The organism is Burkholderia sp. KL41 (genome assembly GCF_057005415.2).
The window spans coordinates 3028263-3042367 of the sequence record NZ_CM174447.1; the positions used below are offsets into that span (position 1 = coordinate 3028263).

Sequence of the window (14105 nt, forward strand, 5' to 3'; positions counted from 1 at the left end):
ACCCGTCTCCCGCTCGGCACCGGGCGCGACGGTCTTCAAAAACCACATCTCTCGAGGACATACCATGCAACTCCAATCCCATCCCGCGTGCCGCCCGTTTTATGAAGCCGGCGAACTCACGCAACTGACTGCCTTTTACGAAGAAGGACGTAATGTCATGTGGATGATGCTGCGATCGGAGCCGCGGCCGTGCTTCAACCAGCAACTCGTTACCGACATCATCCATCTCGCACGCGTCGCACGCGACTCGGGCCTGCCGTTCGACTTCTGGGTGACGGGCTCGCTCGTCCCCGAGCTGTTCAACGTCGGCGGCGACCTGAGCTTCTTCGTCGATGCGATCCGCAGCGGCAAGCGCGACCTGCTGATGGCCTACGCGCGCTCGTGCATCGACGGCGTGTACGAGATCTACACGGGCTTCGGCACCGGGGCGATCTCGATCGCGATGGTCGAGGGCAGCGCGCTCGGCGGCGGCTTCGAGGCCGCGCTCGCGCATCACTACGTGCTCGCGCAGAAGGGCGTGAAGCTCGGGTTCCCCGAGATCGCGTTCAACCTGTTCCCGGGCATGGGCGGCTATTCGCTCGTCGCGCGCAAGGCCGATCGGGGCCTCGCGGAGCAACTGATCGCGACCGGCGAAGCGCACGCATCCGAGTGGTACGAGGATCGCGGCCTGATCGACCAGACGTTCGACGCGGGTGACGCGTATCTCGCGACGCGTACCTTCATCGACGTGACGAAGCCGAAGCTGAACGGCGTGCGCGCGATGCTGCGGGCACGCGAGCGGGTGTTCCAGCTGTCGCGCTCCGAGCTGATGGACATCACGGAAGCATGGGTGCATGCGGCGTTCACGATCGAGCCGAAGGATCTCGCGTACATGGAACGCCTCGTGATGCTGCAGAACCGGCGCGTGTCGAAGCTGCGCACGGTGTAGTGCGACGGGCGCCGCTTGCGGGCGGCGCCCTTTCATGAACGGAGCTCAGGCGATCAGCCTGAGCTTTCTCGTCTCCGCGAGCCACGCCTCGAACGCCTGTGCCGGCATCGGGCGCGCGTAGTAGTAGCCCTGCGCGTGATCGACGTCGAGCTGCTTGAGGAACTCGGCTTCCGCATGCGTTTCGACACCTTCGGCGATCACCGCGAAATTCAGCGCCTTCGCGAGCGACACGACCGAGCGCACCAGCGCCTGCGAGCGCGGATTGCGGTCGATGGCCGTGATGAAGCTGCGGTCGAGCTTGATCGCGTCGAGCGGCAGGCGCGACAACTGCGACAGCGACGAATAACCGGTGCCGAAATCGTCGAGATGGATCTCCGCGCCGAGCTGGCGGAACTGCCGCATCAGCCCGTTGGCGGAATCCTCGTCCTCGATGAAGCAGCTCTCCGTCAGCTCGATGTCGAGCAGGCCGGGCTTCAGCCCCGCGGCGTCGAGGATCGACGCCATCTGGTGCACGATGTTCATGTCCTGCAACTGCCGCGCGGACACGTTCACCGCGATCCGGATAGCGAGCCCCTTCGCCTTCCACGCGGCGGCCTGCGCGGCTGCGGTGCGCATCACCCAGCGCCCGAGCGGCGCGATCAGGCCCGACTCCTCCGCGAAGCGGATGAATTCGATCGGCGCGACGAGCCCGCGATCGGGCGACTGCCAGCGGATCAGCGCCTCGACGCCATGCACGTCGCCGGTCGCGATATCGACGACCGGCTGGTAGTGCAGCACGAACTGCTCCTCTTCGAGCGCCTTGCGCAGGTTCGTGTCGAGCCACATGTACTTCGCGACCTTCTGGTTCATCTCCAGCGAGAACACGCGGTACGTATGCTTGCCCTCTTCCTTCGCGACGTACATCGCGGTATCCGCGCTGCGGATCAGCGTCTCGAGCGAGTCGCCGTGCTGCGGATGCATCGCGATGCCGATCGAGCAGCTCGTGTAGACCTCCATCAGCCCGAGATGGATCGGCGTGCGCAGCCGCTCGAGGATGATCTGCGCGGTCGCTTCGAGCAGCGGCCGCGTGCCGTGCTCGAACAGCACGAGGAATTCGTCGCCGCCGAGCCGCGCGAGCGTCGCGCCGGACGGCAGGCAGCCGCTGATGATCGCCGACACGTCCTGCAGCAGCCGGTCGCCGGTGATGTGCCCGTAGTGATCGTTGACGCGCTTGAAGTTGTCGAGATCGAGGAACAGGATGCCGACCTGCCCGCGCGTCGCGGCGGTTTCGGCGGCGATCGCCGCGTGGATGCGCTCGTTGATCGCATGGCGGTTCGGCAGCCCGGTGAGCACGTCGGTGTTCGCGAGTTCGGTGAGCCGCTGCTGCGCGCTGCGCTCCTCGGTGATGTCGATGCCCGAGCAGATCAGGAACTGCTCGTCGACCCCGCTGCCGCTCTGGACGAACTTGTTGCGGAACTGGAACAGGCGCGGCCCGTTGACCGTATTGATGTAGCGCTCGACCGCGAACGAGTGGTTGCTCGCGAAAAAGCCGGTGATGTTGCTGCGCGACTGCGCGCCCTGCTCCGGGCTCATGAACAGCTCGAACGCGCTGCGGCCGATCACGTCGACCTCGCGCTTGCCCGTCACTTCCTCGCACAGGCGGTTGAAGCGCTGCACCATCCCGTTGCGGTCGAGGATCACGACGAGCGAGTTCACCTCCGACACGACCTGCTCGGCAAACGCGAGCCCGTGCGCGAGATCGACCGCGACGGACTCGGCATCGGAATAGGCGGAGGCCGTGCCGGCCCAGTTGGTCGTGTCGACCTTCCGGCCGACGAGATGGAGCCTGACCGATTCGCCGAACAGCGCGATGTCGAGCACGAGGTGCGACGTGACGCCGGTCAGCGCGCGGATGCTCGCGGCCTGTTCGGCCGTCAGCGCGACGGCGACGTTGGTCAGGCCGCGGACGGCCGCCAGTTCGAGTGCATTGCTGTCGCTGCCGAGACGCCAGCAGGGGCTGCGCGTACCGACGTGCGCCTCGAGCACCGCGCTATCGTTTTCGTCATCCATGGAGACGCCCCGATCCAGAAAAAACGCACAGTGTAGACGGAGGCGAGTCGGCCGGCCGCCCTTCCGGGCCGCGCAGCGCGCTCCCGGAAGGGCAACCGTGGTTGCCGTGATGATGGGCCTCGTCCCGTACTTGTTTCCAGCTAATGCGACCCGGCGTTCGCGCATGATGCGCGCAGGTTGTGCCTAACGAATGATGAGAGCCATCTTATCAAATGACGATCGAGAATGGCACTCACATTTAGAGCGGAGTGTCAAGGAATTGGGACTCGATTGGCAAGCCGGATTTTTCATGATTGGCAGCCCGCCTGAACGCGGGTGCGGCGGTGTGGAACGCGCGTGGCACGACAGGCTGAACGCCCGCCAGGCGGGCGTTTGCGGCCGATTCCGGAGTACGGCGACAGCGATGCGGCGGGATCGTGGCGGCAGGGTCGGATCGCGTTCCTGCGACCCGGTTTTCCGTATTTTTTGATTCCGTTCGGGCATTAATGCACGGCTTTATTCCACAGTCCGTTGCAATGTTTTCCGCGCGCCGGCGCGGGGCGCCGGCGCCGGTCGCCCACGCCGGTCGCCCACGCCGGTCGCCCGGCTCAACCCGCCGCGCCGTATCCGCCGCCGCCCGGGGTTTCGACGACGAACACGTCGCCCGGCGCCATCTGCGCACGGCCAATATGCTCGAGCGCCTCGACCGTGCCGTCCGCGCGCTCGATCGTGTTGCGGCCGAGCGCGCCGGCCTCGCCGCCCGCCGCGCCGAACGGCGCGTGGATCCGGTTGTTCGACAGGATCGACGCGGTCATCGGCTCGAGGAAGCGGATCCGCCGCACCGCGCCGTCGCCGCCGCGCCAGCGGCCGCCGCCGCCCGACCCGGCGCGGATGCGGTGCGAATCGAGCCGCACCGGGTAGCGCCATTCCAGCACCTCCGGATCGGTGAGCCGCGAGTTCGTCATGTGCGTCTGCACCGCGCCGACGCCCGCGAAGCCGTCGCCGGCACCGCTGCCGCCCGCAATCGTCTCGTAGTACTGGTAGCGATCGTTGCCGAATGTGAAGTTATTCATCGTTCCCTGGCTCGACGCAACGCAGCCGAGCGCGCCGTACAGCGCGTTGGTGATGGCCGACGACGTCTCGACGTTGCCCGACACGACCGCCGCCGGATACTCGGGATTCAGCATCGAGCGGGCCGGCACGATCACCGTGAGCGGCTTCAGGCAGCCGGCATTCAGCGGGATGTCGTCGCCGACCAGCGTGCGGAACACGTACAGCACGGCGGCCATGCACACGGCCTTCGGCGCGTTGAAGTTGTTGTCGAGCTGCGCCGACGTGCCCGTGAAGTCGATTTCCGCGCGCCGCGCGGCCCGGTCGACGCGGATCGCGACGCGAATCTCCGCGCCGTTGTCGAGCGGGTAGCGGTACGCGCCGTCCTGCAGCGCGCCGATCACGCGCCGCACCGCTTCTTCCGCGTTGTCCTGCACGTGCCCCATGAACGCGAGCACGACGTCGCGCCCGAACTGCGCGACCATCCGGCGCAGCTCGTCGACGCCCTTCTGGTTCGCGGCGACCTGCGCGCGCAGGTCGGCCATGTTCTGCTCGACGTTGCGCGCCGGGTAACGGCCCGACGCGAGCAGCGCGCGGGTTTCCGCATCGCGCAGCGTGCCGGCCGACACGAGCTGCCAGTTGTCGATCAGCACGCCTTCCTCGTCGATATGCGTCGAATCGGGCGGCATCGAGCCCGGCGTCGTGCCGCCGATGTCCGCGTGGTGGCCGCGCGAGCCGACGTAGAACAGCGGCGCGTCCGAGCCGTCCGCGAACACCGGCGTGATGACGGTCACGTCCGGCAGGTGCGTGCCGCCGTGATACGGATCGTTCAGCATGAACACGTCGCCGTCGCGCATGCGGCCGCGGTTGCGCTCGATCACCGTGCGGATGCTCTCGCCCATCGAGCCCAGGTGCACCGGCATGTGCGGCGCGTTCGCGATCAGGTTGCCGTCGCCGTCGAAGATCGCGCACGAGAAGTCGAGCCGCTCCTTGATGTTCACCGAGTACGCGGTGTTCTGCAGCCGCAGCCCCATCTGCTCGGCGATCGACATGAACAGGTTGTTGAAGATCTCGAGCCGCACCGGGTCGGCGTCGGTGCCGAGCGAGCGGCGCGTCGGCAGCGGCGTCGTGCGTGTCAGCACGAGGTTGCCCTGCGCGGTCATCTGTGCGCGCCAGCCGGGCTCGACGACGGTCGTGCCGTTCTGTTCCGCGACGATCGCCGGACCGTCGATCGCGTCGCCGGCCAGCAGCGTGTCGCGCACGTAGAGCGCCGCGTCGTGCCATCGGCCGCCGGAATAAAAGCGCACCGCCGAATGCGCGCGCAGTGCGTCAGCGCCGCCGCGCGGCGCGAGCGGGGCGATCTCCACCGGCGCGTCGGAGCGGCCGATCGCCTCGACCGACGCGAGTTCGGCCACCAGCGGCGTGCCGGGCATCAGGAACGCATAGCGCTGCCGGTACGCGGCCTCGAATGCCTGCTGCATCGCGGCGACGCTGCCGGCCGGCACGTCGAGCGTCGAATCGGTGCCCTGGTAGCGCAGGTGCACGCGGCGCTCGATCGCGATCCGCGCCTGCGGCACGCCCTGTTCGAGCAGCGCGCCGACGGCCTCGTCGGCCAGCCGGTCGAGCGCCGCGTTCAGCGCCGGCAGCGACGCGTCGGACAACACGGCCTCGACCGCACGCTCGCGCATCGCGGTCTGGTCGGCGAGGCCCATCCCGTATGCGGACAACACGCCCGCGAGCGGGTGCGCGAACACCTGCGTCATCCCGAGCGCGTCGGCCACGCCGCATGCATGCTGGCCGCCCGCGCCGCCGAACGTCGTCAGCACGTAGCGCGACACGTCGTGGCCGCGCTGCACCGAGATCTTCTTGATCGCGTTCGCCATGCTGCCGATCGCGATTTCCAGGAAACCTTCGGCGAGCGCCTCGGGCGTCTCGCGCCGCCCGGTCGCCGCGTGGATCTCGTCGGCGAGCGCGGCGAACTTCGCGACCACGCCGTCGCGGTCGAGCGGTTCGTCCGCGTGCGGGCCGAACACGCGCGGGAAATGATCGGGCTGGATCTTGCCGAGCATCACGTTGCAGTCGGTCACCGTCAGCGGGCCGCCGCGCCGGTACGCGGCCGGCCCCGGGTTCGCGCCGGCCGACTCGGGCCCGACGCGCAGCCGCGCGCCGTCGAAGCCCAGCACCGAGCCGCCGCCGGCGGCCACCGTATGGATGCTCATCATCGGCGCGCGCATCCGCACGCCGGCCACCTGCGTCTCGAACACGCGCTCGAACTCGCCGTGGTAATGCGACACGTCCGTCGACGTGCCGCCCATGTCGAAGCCGATCACGCGCTCGAAGCCGGCCGCCTGCGCGGCGCGCACCATCCCGACGATGCCGCCGGCCGGGCCCGACAGGATCGCGTCCTTGCCCTGGAACGCGTCGGCACGCGTGAGGCCGCCGCTGCTCTGCATGAACTGCAGGTTCACGCCCGGCATCTCGTGCGCCACCTGCTCGACATAACGACGCAGGATCGGCGACAGGTACGCGTCGACGACGGTCGTGTCGCCGCGCGACACCATCTTCATCAGCGGCGACACCTCGTGCGACACCGATACCTGCGTGAAGCCGATCCGGCGCGCCAGCGCGGCCAGCGCGCGTTCGTGCGCGGTGTAGCGATAGCCGTGGATCAGCACGATCGCGAGCGCGCGCACGCCCGAGTCGTACACGCGGCGCAGCGACGCCTCGGCCTGCTCCGCGTCGAGCGGCACGACGACGTCGCCGTGCGCGCCGATGCGCTCGTCGATCTCGACGACGGTTTCGTACAGCGCGTCGGGCAGCACGATGTCGAGATCGAACAGGCGCGGCCGGTTCTGGTACGCGATGCGCAGCACGTCGCGAAAACCGCGCGTCGTCGCGAGCGCGGTGCGTTCGCCCTTGCGTTCGAGCAGCGCGTTGGTCGCGACCGTCGTGCCCATCTTCACCATGTCGACGCGCTCGGGCGTGATCGGCTCGCCGGCCGCGAGGCCCAGCAGGTGGCGAATCCCGGCCACGGCCGCGTCGCGATACTGCTCGGGGTTCTCCGACAGCAGCTTGTGCGTGACGAGCGTGCCGTCGGGCCGGCGCGCGACGATGTCGGTGAACGTGCCGCCGCGGTCGATCCAGAATTGCCAGCGCGCGGCGTCGGAGGAAACGGGGGTGTCGTGTCGGTCAGTCATGATGTCGGGTCGATGCGTCGTGAAATCGAGGGACGAGCGCCGCCGCACGGCGCGCGCGGCGCGCCATGTCACGGGGGCGATGAAAGGGGGAGGACAACGCGGGGCGGACCGCCCCGCCGGTTCAGGCGGCGTCGAGTTCGCGGCCGCGTGTCTCGGGCAGCGTCAGCGCGGCGACGATCACCACGCCGTATGCGGCGACCGCGAAGATGCCGATGCTCATGCCGAGCCCGTATTGCTTGGACAGCGCGCCGATCAGGAACGGGAACAGCGCACCGATCGCGCGGCCCACGTTGTAGCAGAAGCCCTGGCCGGAGCCGCGCACGCGGGTCGGGAACAGTTCGGTGAGGAATGCGCCCATCCCCGAGAAGATGCCCGATGCGAAGAAGCCGAGCGGGAAACCGAGCCACAGCATCGACGCGTTGGTCAGGTTCAGCGACGTATACGCGAACGCGATCACCATCGAGCCGAGCGCGAACAGGATGAAGTTCGGCTTGCGGCCGAGGCGGTCGGTCAGGTACGCGCTCGTCAGGTAGCCGACCCACGAGCCGAAGATGATCATCGCCAGATAACCGCCGGTGCCCATCACCGTGAGGTGGCGCTCGGTCTTCAGGAAGGTCGGCAGCCACGTCGTGATCGCGTAGTAGCCACCCTGCGCGCCGGTCGTCAGCAGCGCCGCGCGCAGCGTCGTCGTGATCAGCTTCGGCGCGAAGATCTCGGTGAGGCGCGGCGCGTCGGCCACTTTCGCCTGCGCGGCCTTCTCCTTCTCGTAGACGTCCGGCTCCTTCACGTAGCGGCGGATCGCGACGACCAGCAGCGCCGGTGCGAGCCCGACGAGGAACAGCGCGCGCCACGCCTGCTCGGCGGGCAGCACCGAGAACAGCAGCGCATACAGCAGCGCGCACAGCCCCCAGCCGATCGCCCAGCCCGACTGCACGAGGCCGACCGCCTTGCCGCGGTCGCGCGCGCGGATCACTTCGCCGATCAGCACGGCGCCGGCCGTCCATTCGCCGCCGAAGCCGAAGCCCATCAGCGCGCGCGCGGCGAGCAGCTGATGGTAGTTCTGCGCGAGCCCGCACAACGCGGTGAACACGGCGAACCACAGCACCGTGAGCTGCAGTGTGCGCACGCGGCCGATCCGGTCGGACAGGATGCCGGCGATCCAGCCGCCGGCCGCCGACGCGAGCAGCGTGACCGTGCCGATGAAGCCCGCATCCGCGAACGAGATGCCCCAGGTCGCGACGAGGGTCGGGATCACGAACGACAGCATCTGCGTGTCCATCCCGTCGAGCATGTAGCCGACCTTGCAGCTCCAGAACGCGCGGCGCTCGCGCGGCTGCGCGTCGCCGTACCACGAGAACAGGCCGTTGCGTTCGGGGCTCGCGGGCTCCGCGGCGCTTGCCGCGAGGGTCTTGCTTTCCATGGTGATGCTCCTGTCGTGATGCGCCGTCAAACGGCGGTCGTGCGTGCGGTATGTGGTGCGGTATGTCGTGCGCTATGTGGTGCGGGCCGTCGTCGCCCCGGATCAGAATACGGCCAGCGACGCGTTCGTGATGTCGGTCATCAGCATGTGGCCGGGCGTGTGCGCGATCGCGATCGGCAGCTTCGCGTCCATCAGCGCGGTTTGCGGCGTCACGCCGCACGCCCAGAACACCGGCAGCTCGCCGTCGCGGATCGTCACCGCGTCGCCGAATTCGGGCGCGTTCAGGTCGGCGATGCCCAGTTCGCGCGGATCGCCGAGATGGATCGGCGCGCCGTGCACGCCCGGAAACCGGCTCGTGACCTGCACCGCGCGGATCGCGTCGGCGCCGCGCATCGGCCGCATCGACACGACGAGCTGGCCACCGAAGATTCCCGCCCGGCGGTTCGGGATCGACGTGCGGTACATCGGCACGTTGCGCCCCTCCTCGACGTGGCGCAGGCCGATCCCTTCGCGGGCCAGCATGTCCTCGAACGAGAACGAGCAGCCGATCGCGAACACGACGAAATCGTCGCGCCACAGCGCGTCCAGCGACTCGACGCGCTCGGTCAGGCGGCCGTCGCGGTAGACGTTGTAGCTCGGCACGTCGGTGCGGATGTCGAGATCCTCGCCGAGCGCGTCGACCCGGAACGCGCCCGGTTCGCCGACGCCCAGCAGCGGGCAGGCTTTCGGGTTCGCCTGGCAGAAGCGCAGGAAATCGTGCGCGTACGCATCGGGCAGGATCGCGAGGTTCGCTTGCGCGTACGGACCGCAATGGCCCGCGGTCGGGCCGCGGAATGCGCCGCGGCGCACGGACTGGCGGAATTCGGAAGGCGTCATGAGGTTCTGTCGCTTGTCGGTGTGTCGTCGGGATGACGGTGCCGTGTCATCGGATACGGCGAAGAATAGAAAAGAAAAAATTTTGTCGCCAACGAGTTTTTTTGCGCTTCGTGTATAGAATTTCTTAACAGATCTTCGGGTTTTCCCCGGCACCGTTCACTTTTCCTCACCGGCAAAGTGCGCATCCACGCTCCGTCCGACCGCCATGAACACGCGTTTTCTCGAAACCTTCGTCACGCTCGCGAAGCTGCGCAACTTCCGCACGACGGCCGCCGCGCTGCACGCGACGCCGGCCGCGATCTCGCAGCGCCTGAAGGCGCTCGAGGACGAATTGCAGACGGTACTCGTCGACCGCGACAGCCGCGAGTTCCGGCTCACGCCGAACGGCGAATACCTGCTCGGCTACGCGAAAGCCGTGGTCGAGGCGACGCAGGAACTGCTGGCCGCCGCGTCCGGCGAAAGTGCGCTGCGCGGGAAGCTGCGGCTCGGCGTGATCGAAACCGTCGTGCACAGCTGGCTGCCGCACTACATGCGGCGGCTGGCGGCCGACTATCCGCAGCTGGAAATCGACCTGACCGTCGACGTCAGCGTCGTGCTGCAGCGCCGGCTGATGGCCGGCGAGCTCGACCTGATCATCCGCGTGGAAGGCAGCGACGAAGCGTCGGTCGTGTGCGATGCGCTCGCGAACTATCCGGTGCGCTGGATCGCGCGGGCGGGGCTGCTGCCGAATACGCGCTCGGGCCTCGCGCGGCAGGTGCTGCGCCAGCCGATTCTCACGTATGGGCGCGGTACGGCGCCCCACCGCGCGCTCGAGGATATCGTCCGTACCCTTGCGCATGCGCACGGCGTGCCGCTGTCGGACACGCGCATCACCGGGTCGCCTTCCATCTCCGTGATCGTTCAGCTCGTGCGCGACGGTTTCGGTGTCGCGGCGATTCCGGTGCTGTTCGTCGATGCGCTGATCGAGAGCGGCGAAGTCGTCGAGCTGCCGCTGCAGCCGTCACCGCCGTCGATCGTCGTGTCGATGTCGCGGCGGGCGGATGCGCCGAGGTTCGTGCACGGCGCGTCGATTGCGGCGCGGGTCGCGTGTCACGAGTATTGCGAGAAGAGTACGCGGCGGTTGGTTGAAGCGCTTTGAGGCGTGGGTCGCGCAAAGCCGTGTTTTTCGGGTTCCTGAGCGTGTATCTCGCTTGTGACCAGGACGGGGGCGGGTCAGTGGCCCCGTAGACCGTGGGTAGGTGGAGCTTGATGAAGAATTGATTGCGCGCGTTGCCGCGAAAACCCGCGTTCAAGCGTGGGCTTCCAGACGCGGCGCTCCGTTACTTATCTGCAATGCGAAATAAATGAATCAGACAGCCATTCACGCGGATAACCCTGCATGCGGCTGCGTCAGCTTGCCGTCGCCGTACTCGCGCAGCACCTTCGAAATCACGACGCGATAGCCGTCCAGCCAGCGCGCCTGCTTCGCCTTTGCCTCGCGATGCGCCGGATGCTGCATCAACTGCTGCAGCGCCGCCTCCGACTCCCAGTAATAGACGTTCTGGATCAGCCCCGATTCGGCGTTTTCCCACGTCTCCTCGCCGAGATAGCCGGGTGTCGCGCGCGCCATGTCGGCGATCTGCCGGTCGAGCCGATGGAATTCGTCGTCGTATTGCCCGGCGCGAAAAATGAAGGTCGACGCGTACATGCCAGCTCCATCGAAAGCGATTGAAAGAGCGGCGATTGTAAGGCATGCGCGGCGTGGCGCGATCGTCACGCGGCCAGCGGATCGGCGCCGGCCCGGCCGGCGAGCCACGCGTCGATGCGCGGCGCATCTTCACGCAGGCCGGCCGCGGGCGCCGGCATCGCGGCCAGCGCGTGCCGTGCACGTTCGAGCGCCTCCCCGAAGCCGCGCAACTCGCGCGTCGCCGGGCGGTCGCCGGCGTGGCGGCGTGCGAGTGCCGCGTCGATATTCGCGGCGATCAATGCACGCTGAGCGTCGATGAAGTCGATGCACAGCGTGCGGCAATGCGCGGATACCGACGCAACGGCGAACAGGACGGGCACGATCGACACGGTCAGATACCCGCCGGGCGCGAGCCGCGACAGCGCGCGATGTCCCTCCTGCCCGCCGCCGGTCAACGATGCGAACACCGCGTCGCGCCACACCGCGCGCTCGAACACGAGCGCATCGCGATACGCATCGAGCGCCGCGCGGTCTGCGACCTGTCCGGCCGTCACCAGCGGAATCGGGAAGGAGGATTCGACGGGAGCCTGCGCGCCCGCGGTGTCGACAATGCAGTTCGCGCCAAGCCATCCCGCATCGTCGCGCCGCGCGGCCAGCACTCGGGACTGCAACCGGTCGGGCAGCATCGGATCGAGCGGCACCGCGCCGCAGATCGACGGCTTGTCCGCATGCACGCTGCAGCGGCCGTCGTCGGCCAGTGCCGCGCAACGGCCGAGCGACGGATAGTCGTAGCCCTGCAGCGTCAGCGCGATCCATTCGCTCCCCGCGCCGCCAGCGCGATGAAACAACTGCCCGGCCAGCGCATCGGAAGCCGCGACATCGTCGGCATCGAGCGCGTGCTCGCGGCCGCCCGCGCGCCAGCGCTCGCCGATCCGCCGCTTCGGCACGCGACGGATCGTCAGCGCACCGACGAAGCGATGCCGATGCCGGAACAGTTCGCGCAACGACAGCGTCGGCGCGCTGTTGCAGCAGCGTCCGCATGCGTTGCACGCGAGCAGGTAGGTGTCTACCACGGCCGTCGCACCGAATCCTGGTAGCGCGTAAGAATGAAGCGCGCGACGTCGTCCGAGTGATAGGCGGCGACGAGTTGCGTCACCCACGGCTTCGCGCGATCGGCATCGCGCACCGTCAGCACGTTCGCATACGGCGAGCGCGCGTCCTCGAGGCTGATGCTGTCGCGCGCGGGTTGCAGCCCGGCACGCGCCGCATCGTCGCTGTCGATTGCAACGAACGCGGCCTTGTCGAGCGCCGCGTAAAGGCGCTCGCGGCGCAGCGCGACGAGTTTCAGCCCGAGCCGGTTGCCGGTCACGTCGCGCAGCGTCGCATGCAGGCCGGCCTGCTCGCGCAGCGTCACCAGCGTGTCGTTCTGCAGCAGCACGAGCGCGCGCGCCATCCCGCGCGGATCGGCGGGAATCGCGACCGTCGCACCGGGTTGCAGTTCGTTCAGGTTCTTGAGCTTGCGCGAATAAAGCGCCATCGGCAGCGTGACGGTCGGCGCGATCCCGGTCAGGGCGTAGCGTTTCTGCGCGCGCGTCGCGGCAAGCTGTTGCGCATCCTCGAAGCTGGCCGCGTCGATCCGGCCATCGGCCAGCGCCGCGTCGATGCGCGACGCATCGTCGAATTCGACGACGTCGATGCCGAATCCGCGTGACGCCGCGACCCGCTTCACTTCGTCGAGGATCTGCGCGTGCACGCCGCGCGTCACGCCGACGCGGACGGCCGCTGCAGTCGCTGCAGTCGATTCAGCGGCGATGGCCAAAGCCGGATGAACGACCCCGCACGCAACCATCAGCCACGCGCCCAGGTAGTGCACGACGCGCTTCATGACGCATCCCTCAGAATCGTGCGAAACCCGATATGCGACGCGCCGAGATCGGCTTCCTGCTGTTCACGCGACGACGCGCGATAGCGCACGCAGTAATCGCGCGAGCACAGGAACGAGCCGCCCTTGATGACCATCGGCGTATCGTGCCGACGCGTCGGCGGCGCGACGGCCGCCGTGTCGCCGTTGGTATGCGACTGGTGCGGGCCCGTATAGGCGTCCTTCGTCCATTCCCACGCATTGCCGATCATGTCGTAGAGCCGGAACCCGTTCGCCGCGTAGCAGCCGACGGGCGCGAGCCCCGCGTGGCCGTCCTCGGCCGTGTCGAGCACCGGGAACGCGCCCTGCCAGTAGTTCGCGGCCGGCTTGCCCTGCGCGTCGCGCGGCGCCGCGTCGAGCGACGCGTCGTCGCGGCCGGCCTTGCCCGCGTATTCCCATTCGGCCTCGGTCGGCAGGTCGCGGCCGAGCCACCGCGCATACGCGAGCGCATCGCGCTGCGTGACGAGCGTGACGGGCAGGTTGCCGATCCCGTCGACGCCGCTGCCCGGCCCGCGCGGATGGCGCCACGACGCGCCCTTCACCCACGACCACCACGCGAGATCGCGCGCATTCATCTCGTCGCGTGTCGGCACATGGAACACGGCCGCCCCGCCCTGCTGCTCGGCCTCGGTTACGTAGCCGGTTGCCTGCACGAACGCGGCGAACTGCGCGATCGTCACGTCGGTCTGGTCGATCCAGAACCCGCCGACGCGCGTGCGGCCGTCGCCCACCGGGCGCTCGTCCGCGTAGCCGCGCGTGCTGCCGAACACGAACGCGCCGCCGCGCAGGTGCACCATCCCGGCCTTCGGGTCGTCGCGCCATCCGGCCGGCAGCCCCGAATAGCGCGCACACTGCCGCTCCGAGCCGAGCGGCACGAGCGCGCGGCCGCGATTCGCGTCGTCGAATGCGTCGCCCCCCGGCGCGACGGGATTCGCATAGCCGGCCGCGAACGCGGCGGCGAACAACGTGGCAGCCAGCGCCGCGCCGATCGTCCAGAACCGGAACCGCATCGTGTCGCC

At 68.6% G+C, this 14105-nt stretch carries 10 protein-coding genes; 2 read left to right on the forward strand and 8 right to left on the reverse strand.

The window, feature by feature from the left end:
* Positions 1-64: 64 nt before the first annotated feature.
* Positions 65-928 carry a crotonase/enoyl-CoA hydratase family protein gene (locus PQB87_RS30930; RefSeq protein ID WP_021161677.1) on the forward strand — a complete coding sequence of 288 codons (864 nt, stop codon included), beginning with the start codon at positions 65-67 and terminating at the stop codon, positions 926-928.
* A gap of 45 nt (positions 929-973) precedes the next feature.
* Here the strand turns inward: PQB87_RS30930 and pdeR are convergent, their stop codons facing one another.
* The 4 genes from pdeR to PQB87_RS30950 all read right to left on the reverse strand — a co-directional run bounded on the left by pdeR (position 974) and on the right by PQB87_RS30950 (position 9499).
* Positions 974-2977 carry a cyclic di-GMP phosphodiesterase gene (gene pdeR / locus PQB87_RS30935; RefSeq protein ID WP_489243209.1) on the reverse strand — a complete coding sequence of 668 codons (2004 nt, stop codon included), beginning with the start codon at positions 2975-2977 and terminating at the stop codon, positions 974-976.
* A gap of 587 nt (positions 2978-3564) precedes the next feature.
* A complete protein-coding gene (locus tag PQB87_RS30940) occupies positions 3565-7203 on the reverse strand; it encodes a hydantoinase B/oxoprolinase family protein (RefSeq protein ID WP_489243210.1) in 3639 nt (1212 codons plus the stop codon).
* 121 nt (positions 7204-7324) lie between these two features.
* Positions 7325-8623: an MFS transporter gene (locus PQB87_RS30945; RefSeq protein WP_021161674.1), complete on the reverse strand. Its 1299-nt coding sequence runs from the start codon at positions 8621-8623 to the stop codon at positions 7325-7327.
* Positions 8624-8725: 102 nt separating this feature from the next.
* The gene (locus tag PQB87_RS30950) at positions 8726-9499 is read right to left on the reverse strand and encodes a putative hydro-lyase (RefSeq protein ID WP_027790773.1); all 774 of its coding nucleotides are present in this window, start codon (positions 9497-9499) and stop codon (positions 8726-8728) included.
* 205 nt (positions 9500-9704) lie between these two features.
* Here PQB87_RS30950 and PQB87_RS30955 point away from each other — a divergent pair, with 205 nt between their 5' ends.
* Positions 9705-10637, forward strand: a complete 933-nt coding sequence (locus tag PQB87_RS30955) for a LysR family transcriptional regulator (protein WP_021161672.1) — start codon at positions 9705-9707, stop codon at positions 10635-10637.
* 222 nt (positions 10638-10859) lie between these two features.
* On the opposite strand, the gene PQB87_RS30960 is transcribed toward PQB87_RS30955, so the two are convergent.
* The 4 genes from PQB87_RS30960 to PQB87_RS30975 form a co-directional block, all read right to left on the reverse strand.
* Positions 10860-11186, reverse strand: coding sequence for an antibiotic biosynthesis monooxygenase family protein (locus tag PQB87_RS30960; protein ID WP_059494543.1), 327 nt, complete (start codon positions 11184-11186; stop codon positions 10860-10862).
* A 65-nt stretch (positions 11187-11251) separates the two neighbouring features.
* Positions 11252-12238, reverse strand: a complete 987-nt coding sequence (locus PQB87_RS30965; RefSeq protein ID WP_489243211.1) for a flagellin N-methylase — start codon at positions 12236-12238, stop codon at positions 11252-11254.
* Positions 12232-13050, reverse strand: coding sequence for a MetQ/NlpA family lipoprotein (locus tag PQB87_RS30970; protein ID WP_060320817.1), 819 nt, complete (start codon positions 13048-13050; stop codon positions 12232-12234). Before PQB87_RS30970 ends, PQB87_RS30965 begins: the two co-directional genes overlap by 7 nt.
* A complete protein-coding gene (locus PQB87_RS30975) occupies positions 13047-14096 on the reverse strand; it encodes a formylglycine-generating enzyme family protein (protein ID WP_060064879.1) in 1050 nt (349 codons plus the stop codon). The genes PQB87_RS30970 and PQB87_RS30975 overlap by 4 nt, the downstream gene beginning before the upstream one ends.
* Positions 14097-14105 lie beyond the last annotated feature (9 nt).